The sequence below is a fragment of the Streptomyces panaciradicis genome (assembly GCF_023516615.1).
GTDB lineage: Bacteria > Actinomycetota > Actinomycetes > Streptomycetales > Streptomycetaceae > Streptomyces > Streptomyces panaciradicis.
The window spans coordinates 53,608-80,433 of the sequence record NZ_JAMGBF010000005.1 but is presented as its reverse complement, the minus strand read 5'-3'; the positions used below and the strand labels follow the sequence as shown (position 1 = coordinate 80,433).

Genomic DNA, 26,826 nt, shown 5'->3' with positions numbered 1-26,826 from the left:
TAGGGCACGCCGGCACGCTGAGCACCTGTCACGTTCGAATGGATCGAACCTTCCGCTGATGTCCAGTTTGTCGTCTGGACTCGACGCTTTGCCTTGTTGGACACTCGGGGACATGTCCCAGGGATCGCACGACGCCGCTCACAGCGCGGTCGGTTACCAGCATCAGACGTGGTGGGCGCTGGTGGAGCTCCTTCGTTCCGGCCCCGAGCGTCCGGACTCTTCCCTCACGCTGGAGATGTACGACGACATCGCCTGGGACGATCAGGGGACCCCCACTGAGTTGCTTCAGGTCAAACACCATCGGGGGAGTGCCCGGCGACTGACTGACCGGGCGGTGGATGTTTGGAAGACCATCCAGGTGTGGATGGATCAGTCATCGCCCGGTGATGCCAGTGGGCCGTCTCTGGTCCTGGTAACGACGCAAACGGCAGCACCGGGAAGCGCGATGGCCCTCCTCCGGGCCGAGGGTCGGGACGAGGCGTCCGCTCTAGGAGTTTTGGAAGCAGTCGCCGCCGAGGAGGGATCTGGCGAAACGCGTGCAACGCGGCGCCAGTTCCTTGCGCTCGGCCCTTCGGTGCGGCGCACGTTCGTGCACCGCATTCGTGTGGCTGACGGCTCTCCGCACGCCGAGGAGGTGCATGCGGTGGCTAGGGCTGCTCTGCAGTGGACGCTGCCCACCGGACATGAGGAACTATTCCTGGCCATGGTGTGGAAGTGGTGGGATGGTCAAGCGCTAGCTCTACTGCAGGGCCGCTTGGCTAGCTTGGACGTGGGATCAGCTCAGGCTGCGATCGCGGAGATTCGAGACCAGTTCACCAGCGAAAACCTGCCCACGCTGGTGCATCTGTTGGACGTGAATGAGGTCGAGATCGGCGAGGCGCACCGCACCCGCCCGTTCGTGCAGCAGATGGAGTGGGTCGCCTACCCGCCCCGCAACTTGCAGAAGGCGATTGTCGACTACTACCGGGCCTACACCCAGTCGGCACAGTGGGTGGCCGAAGACCTCATTGGCATCGCGGAACTCGAACGTTTCGAAGCCGAGTTGATCGATGAATGGGAACGCGAGTTCGAGTGGATGACGGAGGGACTTGCTGACGATTCGGACGAGAAGGCTAGGCAAGCAGCGGGACGAAGTCTGCTGCGCACCTTGCTGGGACAGACGGGTATCACCGTCCGCTCCCGCTACAACGACCCATTTTTCGCCCGCGGCCACCGCCATGTACTGGCTGACGCCGGCAAGGTCGGATGGCATCCTGGGTTTGAGGAACGTATCAAGCAGCTGCTGCAGGTCAACGCCTGAGCCGTGCATGCGAGCAATCTGGGGGAAGCGCGGATGACCGGGTGGAGTAGGCAACCCTCCGTCGTCGCGGCAATGCTCAATCCGGCATTGATCGCCGCGCTGCTGGCGACTACGGCCGAGGGACACGCCAAGGAGACCAGCCAGGGCGTACCTGTGGTGCTGTCGTTCGTCGCCGCCCCACTTGTGCTGCACAGGGGCACCCGCGAAGCCCTCCCGGCATCCACGGCTACCCACCTAGCAACCTGGGTATCACGGAACCCGGTATTGCGTGCTGGGCTCCCACAACGCGCGGTCAGTCTCGTGGAACCCGTTAGGGCGGGCATCCGCTTCGGCCTGGCCCACGACGTGCTCTTCCTTGAACGGGATCGCCTGTCCGCTGTCCCGCGCAAGCGGCCGCGCGGAGTGCGCCCTCCGCCTCAGCTCGACGAGATTCTGCGCAAAGCCAGTCTCGTGGGGCGGTGGCTAGCGAAGACCGACAGTCCGGCAACTGTCCTTGCGCTGCTGGGCGTGGCACCCTGATCCGGTGCAGCTGCTCGCGATCATCCTTTACAGCAACACCGGTGACCGGCGAATCCTGGAGTTCGAGCCAGGGGCGATGAACGTCGTAACCGGCGAGTCGAAAACCGGTAAGAGCGCCTTGCTGGACATCCTGGAGTACTGCCTCGGACGCGACAGCCTCCAGATGCCTATCGGGCCGATCACTCAGACCGTCGCCTGGTATGCGGTGCTACTCGACCTGGGCGGCGGCCGGGCGTTTGTCGCGCGCCCCGCTCCGCTACCGGGCAGGAGCTCGACGCAGCGTGCCATGCTGCGGTTCGGCAGCGACCTGGAGGCGCTGGCGTTCGAGCAACTTGAAGCCGACGTGGACTCCAATGCGGTCCGCGAGCAGCTTGGGCGCAGAATCGGCATCGAGGAGAACCTCCACGAACCTCCGCCCGGGTCCGCCCGCCAAAATGTCGAAGCTCATCTCGGTCATGCCACGTTGCTTTGCTTGCAACGGCAGAGCGAGATCGCCGACCCGAACTTCCTGTTCCACCGACAGGGTGAGCAGGGCATGGCCCAGACCTTGAAAGACACAATCCCCTACTTCCTCGGCGCTGTCCCTCGTGACCAGGCGCTCCGGCGCGCCCAACTCTCCGCAGCGAAACGCGACCTTAAAACGGCCGAGACGGCATACCGTAGAGCCCAGGAGGCCGCCCAGCTTGCCGGAGGTACCCTGTCAGCCCTGTGGCAGGAAGCGTACGCGCTCGGGATGGTGACAACCCTCGAAGAGCCGGAGCGCGCCGCTGCCGTCGCCGAACTGCAATTGGCAATTGTTCCTGCGGATTCCGGGCCTCCGGAGGCGGTCGACAGGCAGATTGCCACCCGCACGGAACAGTTGCTGCAGACGCGTGACGATCTGCGTAACCAACTGCGCGGCGTCGCAGCCGAGCGGGAGATCCTGCTACAGCAGGAATCGACTGAGGTCGGCTTCGAGGGCGCTGTGCGCACCCAGACCGCCAGACTGGCAAGCCTGCACCTACTGGGTATCCCCCCTGAGGGCAATAGCCCTCTCACGTCCTGCGCCCTATGCGGCAGCACCATGGAAGATCCCGATCCCTCGGTCACCGACCTGGACCAGCACCTGCGCCGGCTGAACGACCAGCTGAACGGCATCGAGGCGGCCCGCCCGGCCCGCCGCGCAGCGCTGACGGCTCTGGACGAACGGTCCGATGATCTTCGAGGTCAGCTGCGCACCGTCGAGGCGGCTTTGCGCCAGCTCACCGCAGCGACATCCGCCGCCGACCAGATGCCCCAGGATGCGGCACGAAACTTCATGCGCGGGCGCATCCACGCCACCCTTGCGTCGCTGCCCGCCGCCTCGGACGCCGAGCTCCAGCGGCTGGGCCAGCTGCTGGAGTTCGCTCAGGGACGAGTCAGTGCTTTGGAGGCGGAACTCGATCCTGCGGAGGAACGCGAGCAGGTGACCTCCCGGCTGGTGGCGGTCAGCCAGGACATGACTGCGTGGGCGAACAGACTCCACCTCGAGCACGGCGGAAGCAGCGTACGTCTGGATCTGAGTCGCCTTACCGTCGTTGCTGACACCGCACAAGGCCCCGCCCCACTCTTCCGTATCGGAAGCGGTGAGAACTGGGTCGGGTATCACCTTGTCGCCCACCTTGCGCTGCACCGCTACTTCGTGGGCCAGCACAGGCCTGTTCCTCGGATCTTGATGCTCGACCAGCCCACCCAGGCCTGGTATCGATCGGAGGTCGACCAACGATCCGGCCAACCGCGCAGCGACACTGACCGCGAGGCCGTGAGCCGGCTGTTCCGTCTCATCTACGACGTGGTGCACGAGCTCGCCCCCGACTTGCAGGTGATCATCTGTGACCACGCCAACCTCGCCGAGGACTGGTTCCAGGAGTCCGTGGTCCACAACTGGCGCGGCGAGAAGCTCATCCCTCAGGAATGGATCGACCAGGCTGCCCAGGGTTCTCCGGAGGCGTGACGCCTGTAGCTTGGTGTGGTTGGACTCTCCTGAGACGTCTGTCGAGCAAACTCATCCAGGACAGGGCCCTCACACGACTCACGTGAGTCTGTCGCTCCCGCTCTGCGTGTCTGCCACCAGTCGGCTAGTGAACCCGGCGTCGCGCAGGCGCTCGTACGCTGCGGCCACGTCATCGGGAATGTGCTGCTCGATCATGAATCCCTGCTGTGGGTAGATCATGAGCCGTTGTTGCGCGCCGGCCAGCATGTCAATGACCAGGCGTGCGTCTCCTATGGAGTCGACGTAGGCAGCCAGGGTTATGGGCGTGGACGCGCTAATCCATTCGACTTCGGGCCACAGCTTGCGAGCGGTCGCGTAAGCCCGGCGCTCCTCGTATGGTTTGCTGACCAGTAGGACGGACGACACGATCGCCCGGTGCTCGTCGAGCAGTGCGCGAGAGAAACGGATGTTCTCTCCTGTATTCCGGGCCCGCGACTCAACGAGGATGGCACCGCCCGGTACCCCCAGTTCCATCGCCCGCTCGCGATAGTGCTCAGCCTCGCCACGTGGCATACGGTCGCGCGTGGTGCGGCTGGTGGCCCCAGAGAAGACGATCAGCGGCATCATGCCCCGGTGGTAGAGATCGGCGGTTGTGTCCGCGACTCCGATGTCATGACTGCCGAGTCCGATCGCGACCGAGCATGGGTGCAGGTCGTGCCCCATCTGCTGGAAGTCCCATAGCCGTTGAGCGTCGGCCCATGCCTGTGCTGAGATCACTTGCTCTCGTCCTCCGCTTTCGCCGAGTCAGGGACCTTGAAGTCGTACGTCCAAGCGAAGCGCGTCGCCGCGTGAACGCCGATTGCGAACTCCACCACGGTGCCGTCGGCCGTGTAGGTCGTCCGGTGCAGCTCTACCACCCATTCCCCAGGTGCGAGCTGGAGGAGCTGGACTTCGTCCGCCGTGGGAATACGCGCGAACAGCGTCTCCTGCATGTGGTCGATCTCGTATCCGGCGTCATACAGGACACGGAAGCCGCCACCACGGCCGGCGGGCCCCGGCGTCGGGTCGACGATGCGCGTCCCTTCCACGTGCTCGGGACGGTAGTAGCTCGTCAGGGTGTGCGTCGGCTGGGAACCCTCCTTGACCACGCGGGCACGTGCGTAGACCTCCGCACCTTCCGGTAGGCCGTGTGCCTGAGCGACGGCGGCTGGCGCCGCCATACGGCTGACGGTCTGAGTCTGTTCGTTGCGCTTGTAGGTGCGTCCGGATGCCACACGATCGGCGATGAACGCCACTTCGTCGCCGTCCCGCCACTTGACCTTGTCGTACCGCGCGATGCCAAGTCGCTTGAGCGGGGCCCGCTCACGGACGACCGTGCCGTGTCCGCGCGACGACGTGACCAGCCCCTCGGCCTCCAACGCCTTGTAGGCCGCATGGACGGTGGACTTCGAGCCTTCGCCCGCTTCCACCAGGTCCCTGATCTGCGGCAACTGAGCCCCAGGCGCGTACTCGCCGTTCTTGATCTGTTCGGCCAGTCGGTCCGCCAGCTCCCGCCACTTGGGCGCCATACCGCACTCCTCTCGACACCGACCAGTGAAGCACAGTCCCAGGACTGTTGACAGTCCTGGGACTGTGCGGCATGGTCTTACCCGGTGGCTCGCAGTCCTGGGACAGCGGGCCGGGAGTGTCTCTATTCGGCTGCTCCCATGTCGCCCGGAGGGCCCCGTGAAACGGGCTCGAAGGAAGCGCAGGCACCTTGACAACTCCACACAGGGAACTGCCGGTAACCCGTGGTCCGCCTGCCCGAAGGGGTCGGAAACAAGGCGGAGAAGACCGGCGTACCCCGTACGGCAGCCCGACCGGTTCGAGGCCGGTCCGAGACTCTGCGGCCCTGCTCAGTGGCCGCGCCCCGCTTACTAGGCCAGCTAATCACCTATCAACGGCGCGCGACCCCGGAGGTGCAACTCCGGGGCCGCTGTTCGGGCCGTTTCACCTGCTAGGGAGATCACGACCCATGAACCCCATCGTTACTGTTCAGGACGCTGTTACCGCGTTCGCCGACTTCATGGAGCCGACGGACGCTGAGCTGGACGCCATCGAGCGGGAGATGCCCGCGATCCTCGCGGACGTCGACCTCCTCGACGCACTGATCATCACCCTCGACCGCACCTCGAGTGAGCTGGACGCCCGCCGCATCCGCCGCGCCCGTCGCCGGGTATTGGCGGAACGGCGGGAGCTGGCCAACCGCACCCCCGGCGCCACCGGGGGTGCCGCATGAACGCGAACGGACAGAACCTGGCCGCCGCGCATGCGGAGGTGAAGGCGGAGATCGCCCGCACCGACAACAAGACGGCACTGCTGCTGGCGTTCGTCGGCGCGGTCCTCGCGGGAGCCTGGTCCATCGCCCGCGACCTGCCCCTCAACGTCGCCGCCTGCCTTACGGGCGGGGCGGGGATGGTGCTGCTGGTCGCGGCGGCCGGACTGCTGCTGCGCTCGGTGCGCCCGAACCTGTCCGGCCGGCACGGCTTCCCGTTGTGGGCCACCCTCACCGCCGACGAGATCCCCGCCGCCCTGACGGGCAGCCTCGCCGCCGACGTCGCCGGACTGTCCCGGCTGGCGGTCGCCAAGTTCACCTGCCTGCGCCGCGCGGTCGACCTCACCGCCGCGGGCGGCGCCCTCCTCGTCCTCGCGCTGCTGCTCGCCCTGGGAGGTGCGGTATGAAGACCACCCGAACCGTTTTGCCCGCCGTCGCCATGACGGCCGTGTCCATGGTGCTGACTCTGGCCGTGGTCGTGATGTGGCTGGGCACGGCGGTGCCGTGGCCGGTCGCCCTGGTCGTCGGACTCGGCATCGATGGCGGATGGCTGGCCACCCTCGCCTACGAACGCCGCCTTGCGGCGCAGGGCGACCACAGCAACGCGGTGACCGCCGTGGGCTGGTCCTTCGGCCTCCTCGCCGCCGGTGTCTTGGTCGCCCACGCGCTGACCGCCGACCGCTCCGCCGGTGCGTGGCTGGCCGTCGCCTGGCTTCCCCTCGCGGCCAAGGCGCTGTGGCTGGTGCACGGCATGTGGGAGCGCACCGCGCTCACCCCGTCCGCCCTCGGAGCGATCCGGGGTATCCAGCAGGAGGCCCGGGACGAGGCGGCCGTGGCGCGTGCCCGGTTGCGGGCGGAGGCGGCCACGGAGGAGACGCGGTTGACGGCCGTGACGCAAGCCGGGGCCCGCGTCGCACGCGTTCAGGCCCGCACCGCCGACACGCTCGCCGGGGCCTGGTCGACGCTGGAGAAGGCGCGTGCTGGGGAGGACACCGGCAGGGCACTGACCAGCGTGACGGCCCGCGTCACGCCCGACGTCGCGCCGCGTTGGGAGCTGCCCGTCTGGGGCCCGACCGAGCAGGTTCCCGCGCTGGACGCGGGGCCCGCGCTCACGGACGCGGAACTCGACGTCCTGGTCGACTCCATCCGCAACAGTCAGACACCGGCCCTGTCCTACCGAGAGATGGCTGTCCGCTTTCGTGCGGCCGGCCACTCCGCATCCGAGGTCCGCCTGCGGGCGGCGTGGAAGCGCGTCGCCTGATGGCCGCGCTGCCGGTCTACCGGTGGCGGCTGGCCCCCGACGGCTACGCCACCCGCCGCCAACTCCGGTCCGCCGGCCTGCGGCCCGGTGGTCAGGAGGTGGCCGCTCAGCTCGAACGGCCGCGCCGCCGTCGGGGCCCACTGGTCGCCTACCTGTACCGCATCGACCTGGCCCAGCCGGTCAGGCCGATGACCCCGGCTCGGCGGGCGGCCCTGGCCAAGGCCAACACCGCCCGCCGCATCTGCCCCGCCTGCCGGCGCGATGCCGGATACGTCATCCCCACCGCGGTCGGCACCTGCACGCCGTGCGCCTACCCCGACCCGGACCGCTCCGAAGGGAACACCTGATGGGCAACGCCGACATCCGCCGTCTGGACCGCGAGATCGAGAAGACCAGGAAGAAGCTGGACGCCGTCCGGCGGGGTGAGTGGTGGCCGCTGAACGGCAGTGAGCGCCGCGCCATGGCCCGCTCCCTCGCCGTCGGCGCCTACCAGATCACCCGGGGCCGCAGCGCCGGCCGCGCCGAGCAGCGCATGGACAGCACCGGCAACGCCGCCGAGATGCGGCTGAACGCCGAGTTGACCGCGCTGCACGGCGAGCGCCAGCGGCTCATCACCGAGGCCGCCCGCGCCAAGGCCGCCAAGAAGTCCTCGGGGTGGTGGTGACCGTGGCCGCCAAGCCCACGCCTCCGGGTGAGTGCCCGCAGTGCTGGCAGCACGCGCACGACCGCAGCATTCACCGCAGGCTCCGCCCGCGCGAGGACTGCAATCCGTGCCTTGACCACATGCGCAACGGCTGCCCGAACGTCGCGCCCAAGAAGTCGTCCGGCTGGTTCTGACCAGCCATCACAACCGGGGTGGCCGCTCTTTCCACGGACCCGGCCACCCCGGCTCACTCCCTCACCTCCCGCCCCCACCGGGGGGCAGTCAGGAGCAGTTCCAGCATGTCCGAGAACGTCGTCCACCTCCACAAGCCCACCGACCCGCCCACCCCCGACACCGCTCCCACCGTCCTCACAGTCGTGCCCGACGCGCCGCCCGCCCGTCCGGTGCCGCTGTGGGTGCGCTCCGGGCGCGCGGTGAAGCCGGCCGTCACGCACGAGACGACCAAGGCCACCGTCCGCGCGGCGGCCCGGCACACGTCCTACACGTTCAACGGCGGGCGGATCGTGGCCCGCCGCACCTGGGACGGCCGCACCGGTGCCCGCTACGAACGCATGATCCGTGCGGCGGAAGCCGCGGGGAACCTCGAAGCGGCCGAGGAATGGGAGGAACGCCTCCAGCGCTTCCGCGCCGCCCGCCACCACCGCCGCATGGACCTGCTCCACTCGCCCGTGGACGCTGCCAAGGGCGTAGCCGTCGGCGCCGGGATGAGCGTCGGGGTCCTGGTCGCCCTTGGCGTCGTGATGGCCATCAACACCGGCCACGTCGGCGACGTCATCACCCCACTGTCGGCCACGATTGACTTCATCGCCCTGCTCATCCGGATCGTGCAGATCGTGTGGGGCCCGGCCCTCACCATCGGTCCCCTCCTGGCGCTGCTCGCCCTGTGGTCGGTCGGTCGCAAGCAGCATGCCGCCCCCGCGTGGGCCCTGCCCGCCAACGTCCGCTCTGACGAGGGGGAGCCGATCACGCCGTCCATCGTGGTCAAGGCCCTGCGCGACCTCGGCATCGCTCCGCTGAAGAACGCCATCAAGGAGATGGGCGATGCCGGCGCATCCATGCTCGGACCGATCCGGATCGCCGGATGCGGCGTCGAGGTCGACGTCACCCTCCCGTCCGGGGTGGCGACGAACGAGGTGCAGAACAAGCGCCGCAAGCTCGCCGAAAACCTGACCCGGCACGAACACGAGGTGTTCATCACCATCCCCGAAGCGGCCCGCACCGTCCGGTTGTGGATCGCCGACTCCGGGGCGCTGGACGAGCCGATCGGCCCGTCTCCGCTGGTCACCGACGAGACGATGACCGCCAACTACAAGACCGGCAAGGCCCCATGGGGGCAGGATCTGCGTGGCGACGCCGCCACGATCAGCCTGTATCAGCGGCACCTGCTGGTCACAGGGTTGTCGAACCAGGGCAAGACGGCCGCTCTGCGTGCCCTCGCCCTGTGGCTCGCCCTCGACAGGTCGGTGCAGTTCTGGATCGCCGACCTCAAGGGCATCGGTGACTGGGCCATGTTCGACGGCATCGCCCAGGTGCTCATCGAGGGCCCCTCCGACGACCACGTCATCCAGGCGACCGAGATGGTCGAGGACGCGGTGGAGGAGATGAACCGCAGGATCGAGGAGCGCCGCCGAGACCCGAGCATCGTGTTCGAACCGCTGATCGTGGTGGTGGACGAGGCGCAGTTGGCGTTCATGTGCCCGGTCATCGGCGACGACAAGCGCCCGTATGGCGGGTCCAAGGCCACCTCAAGGTACTTCATGGGCGTCCGCAAGATTCACAACCAGGGGCGTGCGGTCGACGTGCTGATGTGGCAGGGCACCCAGGACCCCACCGACCAGAACCTTCCCAAGCTTGTGCGGGAGGGCGCGCACACCCGTGCCTCCCTCGTGCTGGGCACGGAGTCGCAGGCCCGGATGGCGTTGGGCGACAAGGCCGTCGATGGCGGCGCCGCCCCGCACCTGCTGCGCCAGGGTCTCGACAAGGGCACTCTCGTGGTCGCCTCCGACGGCATCACGATCCCTGCCGGGCAGGCGTCCATCACGGTGCGGACCCACTTCATCGACGACGAGCCGGCCGCCGAGATCGCCGACCGGGCCAAGGCCCTGCGCGACGGCGTCGCCACCCTGCGCGTGGTCGACCAGGGCGAGGAGCGCGACGCGCTCGCCGACGTCGCGAGCGTGCTCGGCGACGCGGCTCGTCTGCGGACCAATGAGGTCCTCAAGCGGCTCCACGCGCTGGACGCCAAGGCGTACGGCGACCAGTGGACCAACGACCGGCTCAAGCGGCTGTTGGAGGAGCACGGTGAGGAGCCGAAGAAGTCCCACGGGGTCATGGTCATCCACCGCGATCACGTCCTGCGGGCGCTCGCCAACCGCGACGAGAACGGTTCCGCTTCCGCTGCTCAGTAGCGGGGAGGAACCACCGTCGGGCCCGGGGAGGCGGGGAGAACTCCCCAACCCGCTCCCCGGACCACCTCCCCCAAGTTGATCAGCGAAAACACCGTTTCGGGGAGGCGGGGAGTCTCCCAGTTCAACCCCCCGAAACCCCCTCCACAGCGCACCCCAAGGGGGTGCGTCTGCCTCCCCGAACGAGCTCCGGAAGGGATTCCGCATGCACCCCGAGCCTGCTCACCACACGGCCGTCGAACGGGTCGTGGTCACCCATCAGCCAACCCCGATGCAACCCGTCGTCCACGCGCCAGCACCCCTCGTCCCGGTCCAGCCGGGCACCATCCCGACGGTGGCGAGCATCGTCCTGCCCGACGGTCGCGTGGTCACCGGTTACGCCATCGAACCCACCAAACCCGAACCGGGTGCGGTCAAGCCCGCCGTGTCACACGCTGCGGTGAACGTAGCCCTCGGAGGCATTGGATTTCTCGCCGTGTGCGGCGGACTGCTGCTGCTAACCACGTTCATCACCGCCCTCACGGCGTTGATCACCCAGCTCATCACCCTCGCCGCCGTCTGCTTCGGCGGATTCGTCGCCGTGCAAATCCTCAAGCCCAACGGTCAGGCCAGCACCACCGTCAACATCCGCAGGGCAGTCTTCAAGCGCAACCACTTCCACGGCTGACTCAGTCGGCAGTCATGGAATCAGCACGCCAAAGAGACGACAGCCCCGGATACCAAGCCGGATGCTCGCTCACTGTCTGCACCAGGGCAGGGCACGTACGAAACATCACGAGGGCGAAGTCCCGCCACCCGTCGAATCCCTGCACCGGAGTCAGTTCCGTAGTCATCAGCCCGTAGTCGACCGCGTCCGCCAGAATGTTCGCCAGTGCGAGCACGCGAGCCCGCTGTTCTGGTTCCTCCGGAACAGACGCACCACCGTAGAAGTGGTCATACATCCACGGCTGACTGGCGATGAACCCATCTACGGCGTGCAGCCTCTCCAGCCCGTTGTACATCGCCGTCGTTCCGGCGATCCGATTATTGATCACGGTTTGTCGCGTGAGTTCTCGCGTCTGCCAAGCAGAAATCAGCAAAGAAGCCACCACGCCGACGGAAGCAATCACCCCGAATAGATCGCCCACTTCGCCCCCCGGATTGAAAGTACCGGGGCACTACCCGTGGCCGCTGATCCAGTAACGAAGCTTCCACGGCACCCAGCATTGCCAAGGGCGGCCCCCTCGTCTCGCCAAAGTCGCGGGGCCGCCCTTCCCAACCAGTCCTCACCAGACCTGTTGGAGGTCTCCCAGCATGACCCAACCCACCCCCATCCGGCGAGTACTCGCCCTGGTTTCCCGGATCGAACCCATTCGGGTGCTGGACGCCTACTGCTGCATCGGCGGAGGCACCGAGGGCTACCGGCGCGCGTTCAGGAACTGCCACATCACCGGCGTGGACAAGGAAGCCCAGCCGGACTACCGGGGCGACGCGTTCCACCAGGGCGACGCGGTGGAGTTCATCCGCGAGCACGGGCACGAGTTCGACTTCATCCACGCGTCCCCGCCGTGCCAGGGCGAGGGCGCCCCGACCAAGGGCACGAACGCCGCCCGCAACGCGGCGATCGGTCGCACCTACCCCCGGCTCATCGTCCCCACCCGCGCCGCCCTTCAGGCCACCGAGCGCCCGTACGTCATCGAGAACGTGCCCGGCTCCGAGGTGCGCAAAGACATCCGGCTGTGCGGGGAACAGTTCGGCCTCGCCGTGCTCATGCACCGCTACTTCGAACTCGGCGGCTGGACCACCGCGCAGCCGGCACACCCCCGGCATCGGGGCTACGTGCGCGGCTGGCGCCACGGCGAGTACCGGGACGGCCCCTACGTCGCCGCCTACGGCGCCGGCGGAGGCAAGGCCACCGTGGACGAGATCCGCGACGCCAAGGGCATCGACTGGTCCACCGACCACCTTCGCCTCCGTGAGGCGCTCCCGCCCGCCTACACCGAGTGGATCGGCCGCGCGTTCCTCGCCGCCCACACCCCCGCGCTGGAGGTCGCCGCATGAGCGCCCCGACCCTGCTGGACACCGCCCTCATGCTCGCCGCGCACGGCATCCCACCCCTGCCCCTGCGGGCGGGCAAGGTCCCGTTCGGCAACTGCCCGAACTGCACCGGCAACGCGTGCGGCGGCCGGCCGAACATGAAAACCCCTGGCCCCTGCACTTGCCCGGCACCGTGCCACGGCTGGGCCGCCGCCACCACCGACCCGCGCACCCTCACCTCACCCGCGTGGGCCACCGCGTGGCGTCGGGCCGCCGCCGTCGCCTACCACCCCGGCGGCGCCGGCGTGACCGTCGTCGACCTGGACGACCCCGCCGCCATCGCGTGGGCCCGCGAGACCCTGCCCGCGACCCGGACCGTGACCACCACCCGGGGCGAGCACTGGATCTACCGGGGCACCATGCCGTCCTCCAACGCTGTACGGCCCGGAGTTGACATCAAGTCCCTTATGGCATACGCCCGTTGGCTCGGCCACGGCTCGGGCGTCACGGCCCCTCTTCCGGACGCTGTGCGTGCCCTGGCCCTAAAGGACCCATCGCCTACCCGCAGGCAGCGACAGAGCCTCACAGCGACTCCGGGGGGCCATGGGGGCGAGTGCAGGCACCGCACACCGGCCTATTTGGACCGGGGGATCGCCATGGCCGAGCGGCGGATCACGGAGGCGCGTAGCGCGGTGCACGCGACCGTCTACCGCACGTTCCTGGCGGTGCTGTCGACGCACGGCCGGTGCGGTTGCCTCACAGACACCCACGTCGCCCGCCTGTTCACCGCCGCGCAGGCCAAGGGCGAAACAGCCCGGCACTGCACCGACGCGTGGACCAACGCCCGCATCACGTTGGGACTGTGACCATGTCTGACGACGACAAGAACCCCGCCCGCCAGATCATCACCGACTACGCACAGACCCACTTCCGGTACTTCCGCACCGCCGACGGCACCGTCTACGCACAGCGCAACGGCCACCCCGTAGCCCGCCCGATCCGCTCCCAGGGCACCACCGGCAGCCACCGGCAGGAACTCATGGTCGGACTGTTCAGGGACGGCATCGGCGTGTTCAACGGCACCGCCATGAAGGAAGCATTGGACTTGATCGAAGCCCTCGCGCTGACCGAGGACGTGCAGCCCGTCCACATCCGCGTCGCCCCCGGATACGACGGGGCCACGTGGCTGGACCTGGGCCGCGACGACGGGCAGTCCGTCCGCATCCACCCCACCGGCTGGGACGTCCGCACCCCGGCCCCGCGGGAAGTCTGCTGGCGGCGTACCCAGCTCACCGGGGAACTGCCCCTGCCGGTCAAAGACACCAACGGCAAGGGCATCGACCTGCTCATGCGGCTGTGCAATTTCGCCACCGCAGAGACCGAATGCCTGGCCATCGCCTGGCTCATCGGCTGCTTGGGACCGAACGTGCCCGTCCCGGCCCCGTTCCTCACCGGCCCGCAAGGCGCGGGCAAGTCCACCGGCGGGCGCATGCTCGTGCGGATCATCGAGGGCATGAGCGGGGACCTGCGCCGGGCACCGAAGGACGAGGAGAACCTGATCACGGCGGTGGCGGCCGGGTGGGTCACCGCCCTCGACAATCTCTCCCACATGACCCCGGAACTCTCGGATGCGATGTGCTGCATCGTGACCGGCGCCGAGAACGTCAAGCGCGCCCTGTTCACCGACGGGGACGTCTTCCGCGTCGGCTACCGTCGCCCCCTGCTCTTGACCGGCATCGACGTCGGCGTCATCCGACCCGACCTCGCGGAACGGCTCCTGCCGCTGCGGCTGGAACGCCCGCGCGTCCGGCGGACCGAGGCGGAGCTGTGGTCCGACTTCGCTGAGGTGCTGCCGGTCATCCTCGGCTCGCTCCTGGACCTCACGGTGCAGGTGCGGGCGGCGGACGCGGATATCCCGACCGACCTGCGGATGGCCGACTTCGCCCACCTTTGCGCGCAGCTCGACGCGGCCACCGGTCTCGGGGCGCTCGCCGCCTACCGGGCCAGCCTGGACGACCTCAACGACGACGTCATCGAGGGCGACCTGTTGGCACAGACCGTGCTCAAGCACGCCGCCGGCATCGACCCCGGGACCGAGCAGCGGATGACGTCGGCCGAATGGCTGCACAGCCTCACAGGCCTCTACACGGGCGAGGACTTCCGCCCCCTGCCCAAAGGATGGCCCACGACCGGAAAGGTGCTCTCAGACCGTCTCAAGCGCCTTCAACCCACCCTCGCCGCCAGGGGCGTTCTCATCGACTGGGGACGCACCAACGCATCCCGCTACATCGAAATCGCGCGGCCGGCCGCGCCACCCACGCCGAACGAGCAGGAAGCGGCCTTCTGATCGTTGCGGCATCAGACCTCCCGCACAAGCAAGAGGAGCACCCGGCCCCACGTGCTCCTCTTGTTGTTCGGCGGCAACGCCGCCCTGCAATGGTCGCGCCGCGAAGCGGCCCCTTCTTCACGCTCTGAGCCACGCCACCACAACAGAAACCACCCCCTCTTTGTCCGAAGTAGGAAGACGCTGCGTCACCTGCGTCACCCACTCCCCGAAAACATTCGGTGACCTGCCGAAACAGCGGTGACGCAGACAGCCAATTCCTGCGTCATCCTGCGTCACCTGCGTCACCCTATGACGCAGGTCTGTGTCACCGGTGACACATCCCCAGGGCCCTGCGTCACGGTGAAACCGCAGGTCAGGGCCGCGAGTGACGCAGATGACGCAGGTGACGCAGAAATCCACACCTCGGACAGGTGCGAGCCCTTCCCCTCCCGCGACACCTGACTTCTCAGGAAGGACGTCATGAAGAGGTACCTGACGACTGCCGAAGTCGCCGAGCGCTACCGCACGTCGCCCGCAACGGTCCGCTACTGGCGCTACGCGGGAACCGGCCCCCAGTGCTTCATCCGGCGCGGTCGACACGTTCTGTATGACGCTGCCGCACTCGACAAGTACGACGCCGAAGAGATGGGAGCTCGATGCGCAGCATGACCCGAGACGGCGACCAGGGGAGGGGCGTCGATGGCTGACGTCTATGACCGCTGGCACCTCTCCCGTCCACCGGCCGGCGCAGAGCCGTGCGAAGCGCACAGCACCAAAACAACGACCGCGTACCCGAGCGCAGAGCATGGAGTCGGAAAGCGCTGGCAGGTGCGCTACCGGGATCTGTCTGGCAAGCAGTGCAAGGAAAACTTCGACAAGAGGACGGCGGCGGACTCCCGGGCCGCCAAGGTGAAGGCTGAACTCGACGGCGGCACGTTCGTGAGCCGGGAGCTTGGCAAGCAGAAATTCAGGGACGTCGCGGAGCGCTGGCGAGAGACGGCGGTCCATCGGGAGCGGACCGAGACGAACGTGGAGCGGGCCCTACGGCTGCACATCTACCCGACGTTTGGTAACAGGGAGATCGGCAGTATCCAGCGGGCAGATGGCCAGAAGTGGATCAAAGATCGGTCCTCGGTCATCGCGCCGTCGACGTTCGCGACACCTTGGAACGTCTGCACCAGCATCCTGAAGATGGCCCATCAGGAGGGCATCATCCCGAAGTACCCGTGGGAGGGGCTGAAGCCGCCCGAGGTGTTCTATCCGGAGATTCACCCGCTCGACCCGGAGGCAGTGAAGGCGCTGATTGCCACTGCCTCCCCGCGGTACCGGGCCCTGGTGCGGCATGCCGCATCGACCGGGCTGCGCCAGGGTGAACTGTTCGGCCTGGAGGACGAGGAGCCAGCCGAAACCGTCAGGGTCAATCAGCAGCTGATCGGCCCCGACAAGGGAGTGCCGTACCTGGGTGAGCCGAAGACCAGGCAGAGCTACAGAACGGTGCCTCAGGGACAATCAGTCGTGGACGCGCTCGAACTTCATCGGAAGGAGTTCCCGCCCAAGGTCGTGCACATCGAGGACCGGACGAACCCGCGTAAGCCCGTGTGGCGCCACGCTCGGCTGCTGTACACGAGCGAAACGGGTGGGGCTATCCGACGGGGGAGCTGGGCAAAGGTCTGGGCTCGCAACGTCAAGCGGGCGAACGCCTACCTGGCGAAGGCTGGCAGCAAGGCCCGCGTCCCCGACGGGGCCACGCTCCACGACCTGCGGCATTTCTACGCCTCCGTGCTCATCAGGAACGGGGCGACGCCGAAGCAAGTTCAGATGCGCCTCGGTCACGCGAAGCCATCGATCACGCTCAACGTCTACACCCATCTGTGGGAGGCGGAGGCGGATCGCACGGCCGGCATGATGGAGGCCGTACTGGGCGATGTGCCCTGACAGTGCCCTGAGGGCATGGGGTCCGGCTGACTTCCCAGGTGGGGGAGTCAGCCGGACACCTTGTGCGGAGGTGCCGCCTCTTCGGCATGGTCGGCGGCAGCACTACGGCTACAGCGCTCCGAACTCGTCGGAAGGCGGCCTTCTGGCGAACCAGGAGGCGACAGCGCTCGGATGGACTTCGTCGTGGCACACACCCGTGAGCCGGCCCTGGAAGTCGAACCGTCCCGAGTACCGCCCCTTGGCTCCGTTGTCCCAGGAGATCAAGCAGACGAACTCGTCGTCAGTGGCCCTGGCGTCGGAGATCATGCCATCGCCGCTGAACCTTTCGTGCGCGCTCTTCTGGCCACCGTTGTCGTCGAACGTGCCGTTGGCGTCCTCGTCGCCGATGTTCAGGTCCACGACGTGGCCGCTGGTCTGAATGATCTGCCACTGACCCCTGACGTCCTTGGACATGTTCTGCCTCCTACGTCTTCTCGCGAGCGGTCAGTGAGGGCCGCTGCCTGGTGGCTCAGAGGCCCTCCGCTTTTCAACGCTACGCTTTGCCCCATTCGGGCGCATCTGGGGCCACTCATGTCAACTCGGGTTAACACAGTGCTCGGTTGACTCGTGGTCGACCCAAGGCCGAAGAAGCGAAGAGGCCGTCCCTGACCGCGGTCGTGCGATCGATCAATGCTGCGACCTGCGCATCAGCCGTCCGTGTTCGTGGGCGTCGGCCGTCGCTGGGCCTTCCCGCCCGGCCGGGCCGGAACTCCCTCAGGTGTCCGATCACCGGCCGACTGACGTCGTGTCAGGAGTCTGCTTCCGGCCGGTGGGGCCGGGGTCTCCTAGGCTGGGGCGCCGACAGGCTTCGTTCGTGTGCTGTGAAGGGGGTTCCGCCATGGCCGGCTGGAGCGTCGACGACATTCCCGATCTGAGCGGGCGGATCGCCGTGGTCACCGGTGCCAACAGCGGTATCGGGTTCGTCGCCGCGCGGGAGCTCGCCCGCAAGGGGGCGCGGGTCGTGCTCGCGTGCCGCAGTGAGGTGCGGGGGAACGCGGCCGTGGACCGGATCGTCGCCGAGGTCCCGGACGCCGTCGCCGAGTGCGCGCGGCTCGACCTCGGAGACCTGCGCTCGGTGCGGGACTTCGCCGACCGGTTCCCGTACGAGCACCTCGACCTGCTCGTCAACAACGCCGGGGTGATGGCGCTGCCGTACGGGACGACGGCGGACGGCTTCGAGACGCAGTTCGGGGTCAACCACCTCGGGCACTTCGCCCTGACCGGCCTGCTGCTGCCCACGCTGCTCGCCACCTCCGGCGCCCGGGTCGTGACGGTCTCCAGTGAGATGCACGCGGTGGCCAACATCGACATCCACGACCTCAACAGCGAGCGCCGCTACCGCCGTTGGATCGCCTACGGCCGCTCCAAGACCGCCAACCTGCTCTTCACGCACGAGCTGGCGCGGCGGCTGACGGCCCACGGCTCGGACGTGGTGGCCGCCGCCGCGCACCCCGGATACGCCTCGACCAACCTGCAGGCCGAAGGCCCCCGCATGGAGGGGCGCCGGCTGGCCGGCCGGCTGGTGGAGCTCGGCAACCGGGTCCTCGCCCAGTCTGCGGACGCCGGCGCCCTGCCCGTCCTGTACGCGGCGACGGCGCCCGGCGTGCGTCCGGACTCGTTCACGGGACCGTCGTTCATGATGTGGCGCGGGGCGCCGGCCCCGTCGTGGCGGGCTTCGTGGACCCTCAACGACGTGGCGGGCGAGCGGCTTTGGGCTGCTTCGGAGCGGCTCACCGGGGTGTCCTGCGACGCGTTGAAGGCCTGAGCGTCCGTACGCCCGCTCAGAGGGAGCCGCCGCTGTCCACCACCAGGTCCGTGCCCACCACCGAGGCCGCGTCGTCGGAGGCCAGGTACAGGACGGCGGCCGCGATCTCCTCGGTCGCCGAGATGCGGCCCAACGGCAGGGTGGCCGCGGCCCGTCGGGTGCGGTCGGACTCCGTCTCGCCGGGCCGCAGCGACATGGGGGTGTCGGTGGCGCCGGGGCTGACGACGTTGATGCGGACGCCGTCACCGATGTGGTCCCGGGCCGCGCCCCGGCTCAGCGCCGTCACCGCGGCCTTGGCGGCGGAGTAGGCGGCGGCGCCGGCGGGGCTGGTGTGGACCCCGAAGGTGGAGGAGATGTTGACGATCGCGCCGCCCGAGGGCTGGCCGCGCATCTGCCGCACCTGCGCCCGCAGCGCCAGGAACACACCCGTGACGTTGACGTCGAGCTGTGTCCGCCAGCCCTCCTCGGACAGGTCGGCCAGGGGAGCGCCGCCCCGGAAGACGCCCGCGTTGTTGACGGCCACGTCCAGGGAGCCGAAGGTCTCGACGGCGGCCCGGACCGCGGCGGCCGCCTCCGTGTCGCGGGAGACGTCGGCCCGCACGGCGAGCGCCTTGCCGCCCGAGCCCTCGATGAGGGCGACCGTCTCGTCGAGCGGTTCCTGGCGCCGTCCGGCCACGACCACGTGCGCGCCCTCCGCCGCGAACGCGAGCGCGACGGCCCGGCCGATGCCCGACCCCCCGCCCGTGACGAGGGCGGTCCTCCCCGTGAAACGGCCTCTGGTCATGATCTCCCCTTTTCTTGACCGATCGGTTCAGTATGAGAGCAGGAAAAACGCCCCTCGGTGAGGAGGGGCGGCTCAGTCCAGCAGTGTCAGCGCCTGCTCCGCCGCGTCCCGCACCCGGGCCGGGTCGTCGGACGCCTTGCCGACCACCCGCAGCCCCTGCATCAGTACCAGCAGTGTGCGGGCGAGGGCGAGCGGGTCGCGGCCGGCGGGCAGTTCGTCCTGCGCCTGGGCGCGCAGCAGGGCCGAGTGCAGGACCGTCTCCAGCTGGTCCCAGTTGCGCTCGACCCGCCGTGCGGCGGCCGGGTCGTGCGGGGCGAGTTCGGCCGCCGTGTTGGTGACCAGGCAGCCGCTGCGGCGCAGCCGGTCGTCGGCGGCCTCGGTGGCATAGCGTCGTACGAGGGCCCGTACGGCGGGCAGGGCCGGACCCGGCCGGGACAGCTTCCGCATGATCGGCTCCAGGCCCGCCCGGTCGTAGCGGTCCAGCGCCTTCAGGTACAGCTCGTGCTTGCTGCCGAAGGTCGCGTAGATGCTGGCGCGGCCGATGCCGAGGTGGTCCACCAGGTCGGACATCGACGTCGCCTCGTAGCCGCGCTGCCAGAACAGCTCCAGGGCCGCCTGCAGCGCGGCCTCCGGATCGAACTCCTTGGTCCTGGCCACGGAACGCAGCCTAATGAAAGGCAGAACGATCGGTCAAGAAAGCGAGGTGTGGAGCTACGCCGCCCGCACCTCGTACGTGGCGATCCGCACCGACTCGTCGTCCAGGCACTGCCCGCTCACCAGGTCGAACCGCTGCTTCAGCAGGGGCGAGGCGACGAACGGGCGGCCCCGGTGGGTGCCGGTCAGGCCGCGGGAGAGGACGGCCGCGCCGCCGAAGGGGTCGCGGTTGTCCACGGCGTACAGCTCGCCGTTGCGGTCGCGGAACAGGGCCGCCTGGCGGCCGTCGGGCAGCAGCGCGGCCACCCCCCGGCCGGGGACCAGCTGGGTCAGGTCACAGACCGTCAGCCAGCCCTCCTCCAGCTGCAGTTGGATCTTGAGGTCGGTGGTCTCGGGTGCCAGGGTCATCGCTGGGCGCTTCCTTCCAGGAGGCTGTCGGCGGGGCGCATGCCGATGGACAGCAGCGGCAGGTCGGGCTTGATCTGGTCGCGCTCGGGGACGAAGCCGACGACCGGGTCCGGGGTGTCCGGCGCGTTCACGAAGGACACGAACCGGGCCAGCTTCTCGGGGTCGTTGATGGTGGTGGCCCACTCGTCGGCGTAGTTCGCCACGTGCGCCGCCATCAGGGACTCCAGCTCCTCGCAGATGCCGAGGGAGTCCTCCACCACCACCTCGCGGACGTGGTCCAGGCCGCCGGGGATGCGCTCCAGCCAGGTCGAGGTGCGCTCCAGGCGGTCGGCGGTGCGGATGTAGAACATCAGGAACCGGTCGATGAGACGGATCAGTTCGGCGTCGGAGAGGTCCTGGGCCAGCAGGTCGGCGTGGCGCGGGGTGGCGCCGCCGTTGCCGCCGACGTACAGGTTCCAGCCGCCCGCGGTGGCGATGACGCCGAAGTCCTTCGACTGGGCCTCCGCGCACTCGCGGGCGCAGCCCGACACCGCGGACTTGAGCTTGTGCGGGGAGCGCAGCCCCCGGTAGCGCAGCTCCAGGTCGATCGCCATGCGGACGGAGTCCTGGACGCCGTAGCGGCACCAGGTGGAGCCCACGCAGGACTTCACGGTGCGCAGGGCCTTGCCGTAGGCGTGGCCGGACTCGAACCCGGCGTCCACCAACCGCATCCAGATCAGCGGGAGTTGTTCGACGCGGGCGCCGAACATGTCGATCCGCTGGCCGCCGGTGATCTTCGTGTAGAGGCCGAAGTCGCGGGCGATCTCGCCGATCACGATGAGGCCCTCGGGGGTGATCTCACCGCCGGGGATGCGGGGCACGACCGAGTACGAGCCGTTCTTCTGCAGGTTGGCGAGGAAGTGGTCGTTGGAGTCCTGCAGGGCCGCCTGCTCGCCGTCCAGGACGTAGGTGCTGGCGCCGATCGTCGGGGCGAGGGAGGCGATGATCGAGCCGACGGCCGGCTTGCAGACCTCGCAGCCCTCGCCGCCCCGGGCGCCGTCGCGGCCGTAGCGGTCGAGCAGGTCCCGGTGGGTGTTGATGCGCAGGGCGAGGACGATCTCGTACAGCTCCTCGCGGGTTTGGGAGAAGCAGCCGCACAGGCCCTTGTCGACCTCGACGCCCGACGCCTCCAGCTCGGCGTCGACGAGCTGGCCCAGCACCTTGACGCAACTGCCGCACGTCGTACCGGCCTTGGTGCACTTCTTCACCTCGGGCACGGTGGTGCAGCGGTGCTCGGTGACCGCGCCGCGGATCGTGCCCTTGGTGACGTTGTTGCAGGAGCAGATGATCGCGTCGTCCGGCAGCGCGGTCGGGCCGAGCTGCACGGACTCGCCGGCGCCGGCGGGCAGCACCAGCGACTCGGGGCTGACCGGCGGGACGGAACCGGTGAACGCCTTCAGCGTGCCGTAAGCCTCCGCGTCGCCGACCAGGATGCCGCCGAGCAGCGTGCCGTCGCGGCCGATGACCAGCTTCTTGTACAGCCCGGCGCGGGAGTCGGAGTAGACGACGTCCAGGCAGTCGGCGGTGGCGCCGTGCGCGTCGCCGAAGGAGGCCACGTCGACGCCGAGCAGTTTCAGCTTCGTCGACAGGTCGGCGCCGGTGAAGGACGCCTCGTCCTCGGCGATCGTCGCGGCGGCCGTCTCGGCCTGCTCGTAGCCGGGGGCGACCAGGCCGTACACCCGGCCGTCGCAGGCCAGCGCGCACTCGCCGATCGCGAAGACGCTCGGGTCGGAGACGGTACGGCACTGCGCGTCGACGGCGATGCCGCCGCGCTCGCCGACGGTCAGTCCGCAGTCGCGGGCCAGCTGGTCGCGGGGGCGGACACCGGCGCTGAACACCACCATGTCCGTGGCGAGTTCGGAACCGTCGGACAGCTTCATGCCGGTGACCGCGCCGTCCTCGCCGACCACGATCTCCTGCGTGCCGACGCCCGTGTGGACGCTCAGGCCCATCTCCTCGATGGTGCGCAGCAGGGCCGCGCCGCCGCCCTCGTCGACCTGGACGGGCATCAGCCGCGGCGCGAACTCCACGATGTGGGAGGTCAGTCCGAGGCCCTTCAGAGCGCCGGCCGCCTCCAATCCCAGCAGCCCGCCGCCGACCACCGCGCCGGTCGTGGCCTTCGACTTCGCGTACTCCTCGATGGCGAGCAGGTCCTCGATCGTGCGGTAGACGAAGCAGCCCTCGGCGTCCTTGTTCGGCACCGGCGGCACGAACGGATAGGAGCCGGTGGCCAGGACGAGGGTGTCGTACGCGAAGACCTTGCCGGACCGGGCGGTGACCTTGCGCGCCTCGCGGTCGACGGTCTCGGCCGGGTCGCCGACGTACAGTTCGATGCCGTGGTCGGCGATGAACTCCAGGTCGGTCATGGAGAGTTCCTCGGGTGTCCGGCCCGAGAAGTACGAGGTGAGGGCGACGCGGTCGTAGGCGGGACGCGGCTCCTCGCACAGCACGACCACGCGGTGCGTGGCGGTCAGGCCGCGGGCGGCGAGCGCTTCGAGGAAGCGCTGGCCGACCATGCCGTGGCCGACGAGCACGATCGTGGGGGTGGCCTCCAGGGCGGCGGTCATCAGGAGCCTCCATCATTGGTGAGCAGGTGGAGCAGGGGGCCGTCGTCGGGGAGCGGCTCTGCTCCCTCCCAGGCGCGGGCGAGCGCGCCGACGGTGCCGAGTTCGCCGACGAGGACCCCGCCGACCAGGCGGTCGTCGCGGACGACGACCTTGCGGTAGGTGCCGCGGGTGGCGTCCGCGAGCTGGACGACGTCGTCCCCGGGACGCGGCTCCGTCTCGCCGAACGCGGCGAGGTCGAAGAAGCCCTCACCGGCCAGCGTCAGCCGGGTGAGCGAACGGGTGCCGGTGTAGCGGGCGTCGGCGCGGCCCGCGAGCAACTCGGCCAGCACCTCGGCCTGTTCGAGCGCCGGGGTGGCGAGCCCGTACACCGTCCCGTCGTGCTGGGCGCAGTCGCCGATCGCCCGGACGCGCGGGTCGGAGGTGCGCAGTTCGTCGTCGACGAGGACGCCCTTGCGGACCTCCAGCCCGGCGGTCTGCGCGAGGCCGACGCGGGGGTGCACCCCGCAGGCCAGGACGACGAGGTCGGCGTCGAGCGCGTACCCGTCGTGCATCTCGACCGAGCGGACCGCGCCGCCGACGCAGCGCACGTCCCGCACCCGGCACTCGGTGTGGACCTCGACGCCGAGGTCGGTCAGGTGCCGGCGGACCAGTTTCGAGGCGGCCGGGTCGAGCTGGCGCTCCATCAGCCGCTCGGACTGCTGGGCGAGGACGACCTGCGCGCCGCGCAGGGCGAGCGCGCGGGCCGCGGACACCCCGAGGAGCCCGCCGCCGATGACGACCGCCCGCACGCCGGGCCGTACGGCCTTCGACAGGCCCAGGCAGTCGTCCATCGTCCGGAACGCGTGCACGCCCTCGGGCAGCACGTGATCCGGGGTGCTGTGCCTTTCCGGGGGACAATCCCCGGACTCCCGGCCGGAGGAGCCGGTCGGCTGCTCGCCCCGGCGGGCGGAGGCGAGGTATGCCTCCCTGAACAGGCCGCGCAACGGCGGCAGCACCGGGTTGGAGCCGGTGGCCAGGACCAGGGTGTCGTATGCGATCTTCGAGCCGTCCGCGAGGTGTACGGCTCGCACCTCGCGGTCGATGCCCGTGACCCGGCCGCGGGTCAGCTCCGCGGGCGCGGGCAGCGCGATGACGTCCGGGCTGTAGCGCCCGGCCAGCACCTCGGCGAGCAGCACCCGGTTGTACGGGCGGTGCTCCTCCTCGCCGATCAGCGTCACGGGCGTGCCGAGCTCACCGAGCCGCCGGGCGAGCCGGACGCCCGCGAGCCCGGCGCCGATCACCACCACACGCGTATTCGAGGTCATGTCCAGGAGCGTGCGGTGCCGGTGTTACCCGACCGCATCACGCCTGTTTCCCGCGAGGAACGCTGCCCTCAGCCACGGCGCGGGGTACGTGTGAGGGTTCGGCGCACCCGCAGGGGGCGTGCTGTGAGATCGGGCCTGGGCCCGGCGGAGATCGGCCCTGTGCCCGGCGGGGATGGGTCCTGCGGCGGGTGAGGGTCGGGGTGCGTGCCCTGCGGGGATCGGTCCCGCGGCCGGTGAGGATCGGGGCGCGTGTCCCGCGGGGATCGGCCCCCCAACCGGTGAGGGTCGGGGTGCGTGTCCGGCGGGGATCGGCCCCGCACCCGGCGAAGGTCGGGCCCGTGCCCCGCCGGCATCGGCCCCGCACCCGGCGAAGGTCGGGCCCGTGCCCCGCCGGCATCGGCCCCGCACCCGGCGAAGGTCGGGCCCGCGCCCCGCGGAGATCGGACCCGCGCCCCGCGCACACCCAGGCCCCCGCCCCGCGCACACCAAGGCTTGCGCCCCCCGAATATCGCCTACGGCAAGCCGGCGCCCCCGCGGTACGGTCGCGGCATGGCGACTGAGGTGATCGTGTTGAACGGCGGCTCCAGCTCCGGCAAGTCCGGGATCGTACGGTGCCTGCAGGCGCTGCTGCCCGAGCCGTGGCTGGCGTTCGGGATCGACGGCCTCGTCGAGGCGATGCCGGCCTCCCTGCAGGCCGCGCTCGTCTCGCCGGACGGCTCGGTGCAGGTGGGCCCGGAGTTCGGCAGGCTGGAGGCCGCCTGGCGGCGTGGCGTGGCGGCGACGGCGCGGGCGGGCGCCCGGGTGATCGTCGACGACGTCTTCCTCTCCGGCGCGGCGTCACAGGACCGCTGGCGCGAGCCGCTGGCCGGCCTCGACGTGCTGTGGGTCGGTGTGCGCTGCGAGGCGGCGGTGGCCGCGGGCCGGGAGATCGTCCGCGGCGACCGGGCCCCCGGCATGGCCGAGAAGCAGGCGGAGGCCGTCCACCAGGGGGTGGTCTACGACCTCGAGGTGGACACCACCCACACCGAGGCCCTGGACTGCGCGCGGACCGTCGTGGCGGCCGTGGTCAGCGGTGACCGCCCGTGAGGTGCGCGAAGACGACGACGTTGCCCTGGTAGCCGGTCGACCGCGAGTAGCCGCCGCCGCAGGTGATCACCCGCAGCTCGGGCCGGTCCGCGGCGCCGTACACCTTCTGGTCGGGGAAGTCGCTCGCCTTGTACACCTCGACCGCGTCCACGGTGAACCGGGCGACGCTGCCGTCCCGCCGGGCGATGTCGATCGCGCTGCCCTTCTTCACTGCACCGAGGTCGTAGAAGACGGCGGGTCCGTCGGCGTTGTCGACGTGGCCGGCCACGATCGCCGTGCCCCGTTCGCCGGGGGCGGTGCCGGCCTCGTACCAGCCGGCGAGGTTCTTCTTCCCGGCGGGCGGGACGTCCAGGCTGCCGGACCGGGTGAGGCCCAGGCCCATGAGAGGGGCGTCCACGCGGATCGACGGGATGCGGATGCGTTCCGGCGGGGAGGCCGGCAGCGCGGGCGCCGGCGCGGGCGCGGACCCGGGGTCGGCGGGCCGGCCCGAGCGGGCCTCGGCCGCCGAGGGCTGCGGCGGCGCGTGCGTCTCCTCACCGCTCTCGAGCAGCCAGGCGCCCGTGCACAGGGAGACGACGGTCACGGACGCTATGGCGACATTGCTGAACCTGCGCACTCGAGCCTCCTGCCTCGGAGCGGGCGGACCCTGTCACGGTGGGGAACCCCGGTCCCCCTCCGGGCCGCGAGGGGCGTCGGACCCGGAGGGGGAGGGACATGCGGTACCGGCGGACGGACAGCGGAGGGTGTCCGTCAGATCCCGTCGCCTCTCGCCCGGCGATGCAGGAGCCAGGTACCGCCCGCGGCGGCGACGGCGAGAGCCGCCACGCCGGCCGCGGTCTGCACGGGGTCGGGGCCCATCACGCCGCCGACCCCCGTCTTCACACTTCCTCGGGGCTGCACCTGGCCCCGCGCCGGGGACAGCGTCACCACCAGGTCGCCGGAGACCTCGTGGTCGCCCTCGGCGCACTTCGCGACGATCTCGTACGTCCCCGGCTGCGCGCTCGGCGGCACCCGGAACTGCCCGATGGCGTCGTCCTCGTGCGTGCTGGGCGCGAGCGTGAACGCGCCGGCGCCCACGGCCCCGGCGTCGCCCTCCGCCGTACCGCCCTCGCACGCCGCGGTGTTCACGGTGACCTGCCCGCCGGGCTCGGCCGAGGACGGATACACCTCCAGGCTGCCCTCGTCGTCGGCGTACGCGGGCGCCGCGACGAGCCCCGCGGCCGCGACGGCGAGCGCGGCGGCGGACAGCAGACGGGCGGTACGGCGCATCGGTGCTCCTCCGAGCTCTTGCTGGTGTCCTCTGCCCTTCCGAGGTAAGTGGCAGCGGAGCGAGCGCGCTTCCTGAAGGAGCGTCAGAAATGGGGTGAATGGGTGTCAGACCCGTGCGCCCAGGCCCTCTCCGCGGGTGGTTTCAGCAGGTCAACGGCGTTCTGAGGGTGATCGGCGGAAGAGCACCCGAAGGGCGCAGAGCGCGCGTGTGAACGGGTGA

Annotated in this window: 29 protein-coding genes; 18 read left to right on the top strand and 11 right to left on the bottom strand. The window is 69.8% G+C overall.

Features of this window, described 5'->3' with window-relative positions; all coding sequences use genetic code 11:
* Positions 1-112: 112 nt before the first annotated feature.
* From M8J74_RS02700 to M8J74_RS02690, 3 genes are read left to right on the top strand one after another with little or no spacing between them, the layout of a single operon-like run.
* Positions 113-1,300, top strand: a complete 1,188-nt coding sequence (locus tag M8J74_RS02700) for an ABC-three component system protein (RefSeq protein ID WP_249834856.1) — start codon at positions 113-115, stop codon at positions 1,298-1,300.
* 33 nt (positions 1,301-1,333) lie between these two features.
* Positions 1,334-1,819, top strand: coding sequence for a three component ABC system middle component (locus tag M8J74_RS02695; RefSeq protein ID WP_308405995.1), 486 nt, complete (start codon positions 1,334-1,336; stop codon positions 1,817-1,819).
* Between the two features lie 4 nt (positions 1,820-1,823).
* Positions 1,824-3,791 carry a DUF3732 domain-containing protein gene (locus tag M8J74_RS02690; protein ID WP_249834854.1) on the top strand — a complete coding sequence of 656 codons (1,968 nt, stop codon included), beginning with the start codon at positions 1,824-1,826 and terminating at the stop codon, positions 3,789-3,791.
* 78 nt (positions 3,792-3,869) lie between these two features.
* Here the strand turns inward: M8J74_RS02690 and M8J74_RS02685 are convergent, their stop codons facing one another.
* Both M8J74_RS02685 and M8J74_RS02680 read right to left on the bottom strand, forming a co-directional pair.
* Positions 3,870-4,547, bottom strand: a complete 678-nt coding sequence (locus M8J74_RS02685; protein ID WP_249834853.1) for a YdcF family protein — start codon at positions 4,545-4,547, stop codon at positions 3,870-3,872.
* Complete coding sequence (locus M8J74_RS02680) at positions 4,544-5,338, bottom strand: GntR family transcriptional regulator (protein WP_249834852.1); 795 nt, start codon at positions 5,336-5,338, stop codon at positions 4,544-4,546. The genes M8J74_RS02685 and M8J74_RS02680 overlap by 4 nt, the downstream gene beginning before the upstream one ends.
* Positions 5,339-5,784: 446 nt before the next feature.
* On the opposite strand from M8J74_RS02680, the gene M8J74_RS02675 reads away from it, so the two are divergent.
* The 8 genes from M8J74_RS02675 to M8J74_RS02640 all read left to right on the top strand — a co-directional run bounded on the left by M8J74_RS02675 (position 5,785) and on the right by M8J74_RS02640 (position 11,081).
* The gene (locus tag M8J74_RS02675; protein WP_249834851.1) at positions 5,785-6,048 is read left to right on the top strand and encodes a DUF6284 family protein; all 264 of its coding nucleotides are present in this window, start codon (positions 5,785-5,787) and stop codon (positions 6,046-6,048) included.
* Positions 6,045-6,491, top strand: a complete 447-nt coding sequence (locus M8J74_RS02670) for a Pycsar system effector family protein (RefSeq protein ID WP_249834850.1) — start codon at positions 6,045-6,047, stop codon at positions 6,489-6,491. Before M8J74_RS02675 ends, M8J74_RS02670 begins: the two co-directional genes overlap by 4 nt.
* Complete coding sequence (locus M8J74_RS02665; protein WP_249834849.1) at positions 6,488-7,345, top strand: protein spdB; 858 nt, start codon at positions 6,488-6,490, stop codon at positions 7,343-7,345. The genes M8J74_RS02670 and M8J74_RS02665 overlap by 4 nt, the downstream gene beginning before the upstream one ends.
* The gene (locus M8J74_RS02660; protein ID WP_249834848.1) at positions 7,345-7,692 is read left to right on the top strand and encodes an RRQRL motif-containing zinc-binding protein; all 348 of its coding nucleotides are present in this window, start codon (positions 7,345-7,347) and stop codon (positions 7,690-7,692) included. The genes M8J74_RS02665 and M8J74_RS02660 overlap by 1 nt, the downstream gene beginning before the upstream one ends.
* Entirely contained in the window at positions 7,692-8,009 is a 318-nt protein-coding gene (locus tag M8J74_RS02655) for a hypothetical protein (RefSeq protein WP_249834847.1), read from the top strand. The genes M8J74_RS02660 and M8J74_RS02655 overlap by 1 nt, the downstream gene beginning before the upstream one ends.
* A complete protein-coding gene (locus tag M8J74_RS02650) occupies positions 8,000-8,182 on the top strand; it encodes a pRL2-8 (RefSeq protein WP_372500095.1) in 183 nt (60 codons plus the stop codon). The genes M8J74_RS02655 and M8J74_RS02650 overlap by 10 nt, the downstream gene beginning before the upstream one ends.
* Positions 8,183-8,287: 105 nt before the next feature.
* Positions 8,288-10,417, top strand: a complete 2,130-nt coding sequence (locus tag M8J74_RS02645) for an FtsK/SpoIIIE domain-containing protein (protein WP_249834846.1) — start codon at positions 8,288-8,290, stop codon at positions 10,415-10,417.
* 202 nt (positions 10,418-10,619) lie between these two features.
* On the top strand, positions 10,620-11,081 hold the full coding sequence (locus tag M8J74_RS02640; RefSeq protein WP_249834845.1) for a hypothetical protein: 462 nt from the start codon (positions 10,620-10,622) through the stop codon (positions 11,079-11,081).
* Between the two features lies 1 nt (position 11,082).
* Here M8J74_RS02640 and M8J74_RS02635 read toward each other — a convergent pair whose 3' ends face one another.
* Positions 11,083-11,523, bottom strand: a complete 441-nt coding sequence (locus tag M8J74_RS02635) for a hypothetical protein (protein WP_249834844.1) — start codon at positions 11,521-11,523, stop codon at positions 11,083-11,085.
* Between the two features lie 184 nt (positions 11,524-11,707).
* Between M8J74_RS02635 and M8J74_RS02630 the strand changes: the two genes are divergently transcribed.
* From M8J74_RS02630 to M8J74_RS02610, 5 genes are all read left to right on the top strand, one after another.
* Positions 11,708-12,454, top strand: a complete 747-nt coding sequence (locus tag M8J74_RS02630) for a class I SAM-dependent methyltransferase (protein ID WP_249834843.1) — start codon at positions 11,708-11,710, stop codon at positions 12,452-12,454.
* The gene (locus M8J74_RS02625) at positions 12,451-13,296 is read left to right on the top strand and encodes a bifunctional DNA primase/polymerase (RefSeq protein ID WP_249834842.1); all 846 of its coding nucleotides are present in this window, start codon (positions 12,451-12,453) and stop codon (positions 13,294-13,296) included. The genes M8J74_RS02630 and M8J74_RS02625 overlap by 4 nt, the downstream gene beginning before the upstream one ends.
* A 2-nt stretch (positions 13,297-13,298) precedes the next feature.
* Complete coding sequence (locus tag M8J74_RS02620; RefSeq protein WP_249834841.1) at positions 13,299-14,777, top strand: AICE element replication initiation protein; 1,479 nt, start codon at positions 13,299-13,301, stop codon at positions 14,775-14,777.
* 459 nt (positions 14,778-15,236) lie between these two features.
* Positions 15,237-15,425: a helix-turn-helix domain-containing protein gene (locus M8J74_RS02615; RefSeq protein ID WP_249834840.1), complete on the top strand. Its 189-nt coding sequence runs from the start codon at positions 15,237-15,239 to the stop codon at positions 15,423-15,425.
* 30 nt (positions 15,426-15,455) lie between these two features.
* The gene (locus M8J74_RS02610; protein ID WP_249834839.1) at positions 15,456-16,691 is read left to right on the top strand and encodes a tyrosine-type recombinase/integrase; all 1,236 of its coding nucleotides are present in this window, start codon (positions 15,456-15,458) and stop codon (positions 16,689-16,691) included.
* A gap of 108 nt (positions 16,692-16,799) precedes the next feature.
* On the opposite strand, the gene M8J74_RS02605 is transcribed toward M8J74_RS02610, so the two are convergent.
* On the bottom strand, positions 16,800-17,144 hold the full coding sequence (locus M8J74_RS02605; RefSeq protein WP_249834838.1) for a hypothetical protein: 345 nt from the start codon (positions 17,142-17,144) through the stop codon (positions 16,800-16,802).
* 424 nt (positions 17,145-17,568) lie between these two features.
* Between M8J74_RS02605 and M8J74_RS02600 the strand changes: the two genes are divergently transcribed.
* Positions 17,569-18,495 carry an oxidoreductase gene (locus tag M8J74_RS02600; protein ID WP_249834837.1) on the top strand — a complete coding sequence of 309 codons (927 nt, stop codon included), beginning with the start codon at positions 17,569-17,571 and terminating at the stop codon, positions 18,493-18,495.
* A gap of 16 nt (positions 18,496-18,511) precedes the next feature.
* Here M8J74_RS02600 and M8J74_RS02595 read toward each other — a convergent pair whose 3' ends face one another.
* The 5 genes from M8J74_RS02595 to M8J74_RS02575 all read right to left on the bottom strand — a co-directional run bounded on the left by M8J74_RS02595 (position 18,512) and on the right by M8J74_RS02575 (position 24,251).
* Positions 18,512-19,279 carry an SDR family NAD(P)-dependent oxidoreductase gene (locus M8J74_RS02595; protein WP_249834836.1) on the bottom strand — a complete coding sequence of 256 codons (768 nt, stop codon included), beginning with the start codon at positions 19,277-19,279 and terminating at the stop codon, positions 18,512-18,514.
* Between the two features lie 72 nt (positions 19,280-19,351).
* Positions 19,352-19,936 carry a TetR/AcrR family transcriptional regulator gene (locus tag M8J74_RS02590; RefSeq protein ID WP_249834835.1) on the bottom strand — a complete coding sequence of 195 codons (585 nt, stop codon included), beginning with the start codon at positions 19,934-19,936 and terminating at the stop codon, positions 19,352-19,354.
* A gap of 54 nt (positions 19,937-19,990) precedes the next feature.
* Positions 19,991-20,341: a nitrite reductase small subunit NirD gene (nirD, locus tag M8J74_RS02585; protein WP_249834834.1), complete on the bottom strand. Its 351-nt coding sequence runs from the start codon at positions 20,339-20,341 to the stop codon at positions 19,991-19,993.
* Positions 20,338-22,947, bottom strand: coding sequence for a nitrite reductase large subunit NirB (nirB, locus tag M8J74_RS02580; protein ID WP_249834833.1), 2,610 nt, complete (start codon positions 22,945-22,947; stop codon positions 20,338-20,340). The genes nirD and nirB overlap by 4 nt, the downstream gene beginning before the upstream one ends.
* Complete coding sequence (locus M8J74_RS02575; RefSeq protein ID WP_249834832.1) at positions 22,947-24,251, bottom strand: NAD(P)/FAD-dependent oxidoreductase; 1,305 nt, start codon at positions 24,249-24,251, stop codon at positions 22,947-22,949. The genes nirB and M8J74_RS02575 overlap by 1 nt, the downstream gene beginning before the upstream one ends.
* A gap of 549 nt (positions 24,252-24,800) precedes the next feature.
* Between M8J74_RS02575 and cpt the strand changes: the two genes are divergently transcribed.
* Positions 24,801-25,337, top strand: a complete 537-nt coding sequence (gene cpt / locus M8J74_RS02570; RefSeq protein WP_249834831.1) for a chloramphenicol phosphotransferase CPT — start codon at positions 24,801-24,803, stop codon at positions 25,335-25,337.
* On the opposite strand, the gene M8J74_RS02565 is transcribed toward cpt, so the two are convergent.
* Positions 25,318-25,953 (bottom strand): class F sortase, encoded by a 636-nt coding sequence (locus tag M8J74_RS02565; protein WP_249834830.1) that lies wholly within the window; start codon positions 25,951-25,953, stop codon positions 25,318-25,320. The genes cpt and M8J74_RS02565 overlap by 20 nt on opposite strands.
* Positions 25,954-26,087: 134 nt before the next feature.
* The gene (locus tag M8J74_RS02560) at positions 26,088-26,606 is read right to left on the bottom strand and encodes a hypothetical protein (protein WP_249834829.1); all 519 of its coding nucleotides are present in this window, start codon (positions 26,604-26,606) and stop codon (positions 26,088-26,090) included.
* Positions 26,607-26,826 lie beyond the last annotated feature (220 nt).

Coding starts and splice junctions, on each gene's coding strand:
- M8J74_RS02695 (WP_308405995.1), top strand. CDS start 1,334: ATGACCGGGTGGAGTAGGCAACCCTCCGTCGTCGCGGCAATGCTCAAT.
- M8J74_RS02605 (WP_249834838.1), bottom strand. CDS start 17,144: ATGTCCAAGGACGTCAGGGGTCAGTGGCAGATCATTCAGACCAGCGGC.
- M8J74_RS02680 (WP_249834852.1), bottom strand. CDS start 5,338: ATGGCGCCCAAGTGGCGGGAGCTGGCGGACCGACTGGCCGAACAGATC.
- M8J74_RS02675 (WP_249834851.1), top strand. CDS start 5,785: ATGAACCCCATCGTTACTGTTCAGGACGCTGTTACCGCGTTCGCCGAC.
- M8J74_RS02665 (WP_249834849.1), top strand. CDS start 6,488: ATGAAGACCACCCGAACCGTTTTGCCCGCCGTCGCCATGACGGCCGTG.
- M8J74_RS02645 (WP_249834846.1), top strand. CDS start 8,288: ATGTCCGAGAACGTCGTCCACCTCCACAAGCCCACCGACCCGCCCACC.
- M8J74_RS02620 (WP_249834841.1), top strand. CDS start 13,299: ATGTCTGACGACGACAAGAACCCCGCCCGCCAGATCATCACCGACTAC.
- nirB (WP_249834833.1), bottom strand. CDS start 22,947: ATGACCGCCGCCCTGGAGGCCACCCCCACGATCGTGCTCGTCGGCCAC.
- nirD (WP_249834834.1), bottom strand. CDS start 20,341: ATGACCCTGGCACCCGAGACCACCGACCTCAAGATCCAACTGCAGCTG.
- M8J74_RS02595 (WP_249834836.1), bottom strand. CDS start 19,279: ATGACCAGAGGCCGTTTCACGGGGAGGACCGCCCTCGTCACGGGCGGG.
- M8J74_RS02575 (WP_249834832.1), bottom strand. CDS start 24,251: ATGACCTCGAATACGCGTGTGGTGGTGATCGGCGCCGGGCTCGCGGGC.
- M8J74_RS02560 (WP_249834829.1), bottom strand. CDS start 26,606: ATGCGCCGTACCGCCCGTCTGCTGTCCGCCGCCGCGCTCGCCGTCGCG.
- M8J74_RS02615 (WP_249834840.1), top strand. CDS start 15,237: ATGAAGAGGTACCTGACGACTGCCGAAGTCGCCGAGCGCTACCGCACG.
- M8J74_RS02660 (WP_249834848.1), top strand. CDS start 7,345: ATGGCCGCGCTGCCGGTCTACCGGTGGCGGCTGGCCCCCGACGGCTAC.
- M8J74_RS02625 (WP_249834842.1), top strand. CDS start 12,451: ATGAGCGCCCCGACCCTGCTGGACACCGCCCTCATGCTCGCCGCGCAC.
- M8J74_RS02640 (WP_249834845.1), top strand. CDS start 10,620: ATGCACCCCGAGCCTGCTCACCACACGGCCGTCGAACGGGTCGTGGTC.
- M8J74_RS02655 (WP_249834847.1), top strand. CDS start 7,692: ATGGGCAACGCCGACATCCGCCGTCTGGACCGCGAGATCGAGAAGACC.
- M8J74_RS02630 (WP_249834843.1), top strand. CDS start 11,708: ATGACCCAACCCACCCCCATCCGGCGAGTACTCGCCCTGGTTTCCCGG.
- M8J74_RS02670 (WP_249834850.1), top strand. CDS start 6,045: ATGAACGCGAACGGACAGAACCTGGCCGCCGCGCATGCGGAGGTGAAG.
- M8J74_RS02610 (WP_249834839.1), top strand. CDS start 15,456: ATGGCTGACGTCTATGACCGCTGGCACCTCTCCCGTCCACCGGCCGGC.
- M8J74_RS02600 (WP_249834837.1), top strand. CDS start 17,569: ATGGCCGGCTGGAGCGTCGACGACATTCCCGATCTGAGCGGGCGGATC.
- cpt (WP_249834831.1), top strand. CDS start 24,801: ATGGCGACTGAGGTGATCGTGTTGAACGGCGGCTCCAGCTCCGGCAAG.
- M8J74_RS02700 (WP_249834856.1), top strand. CDS start 113: ATGTCCCAGGGATCGCACGACGCCGCTCACAGCGCGGTCGGTTACCAG.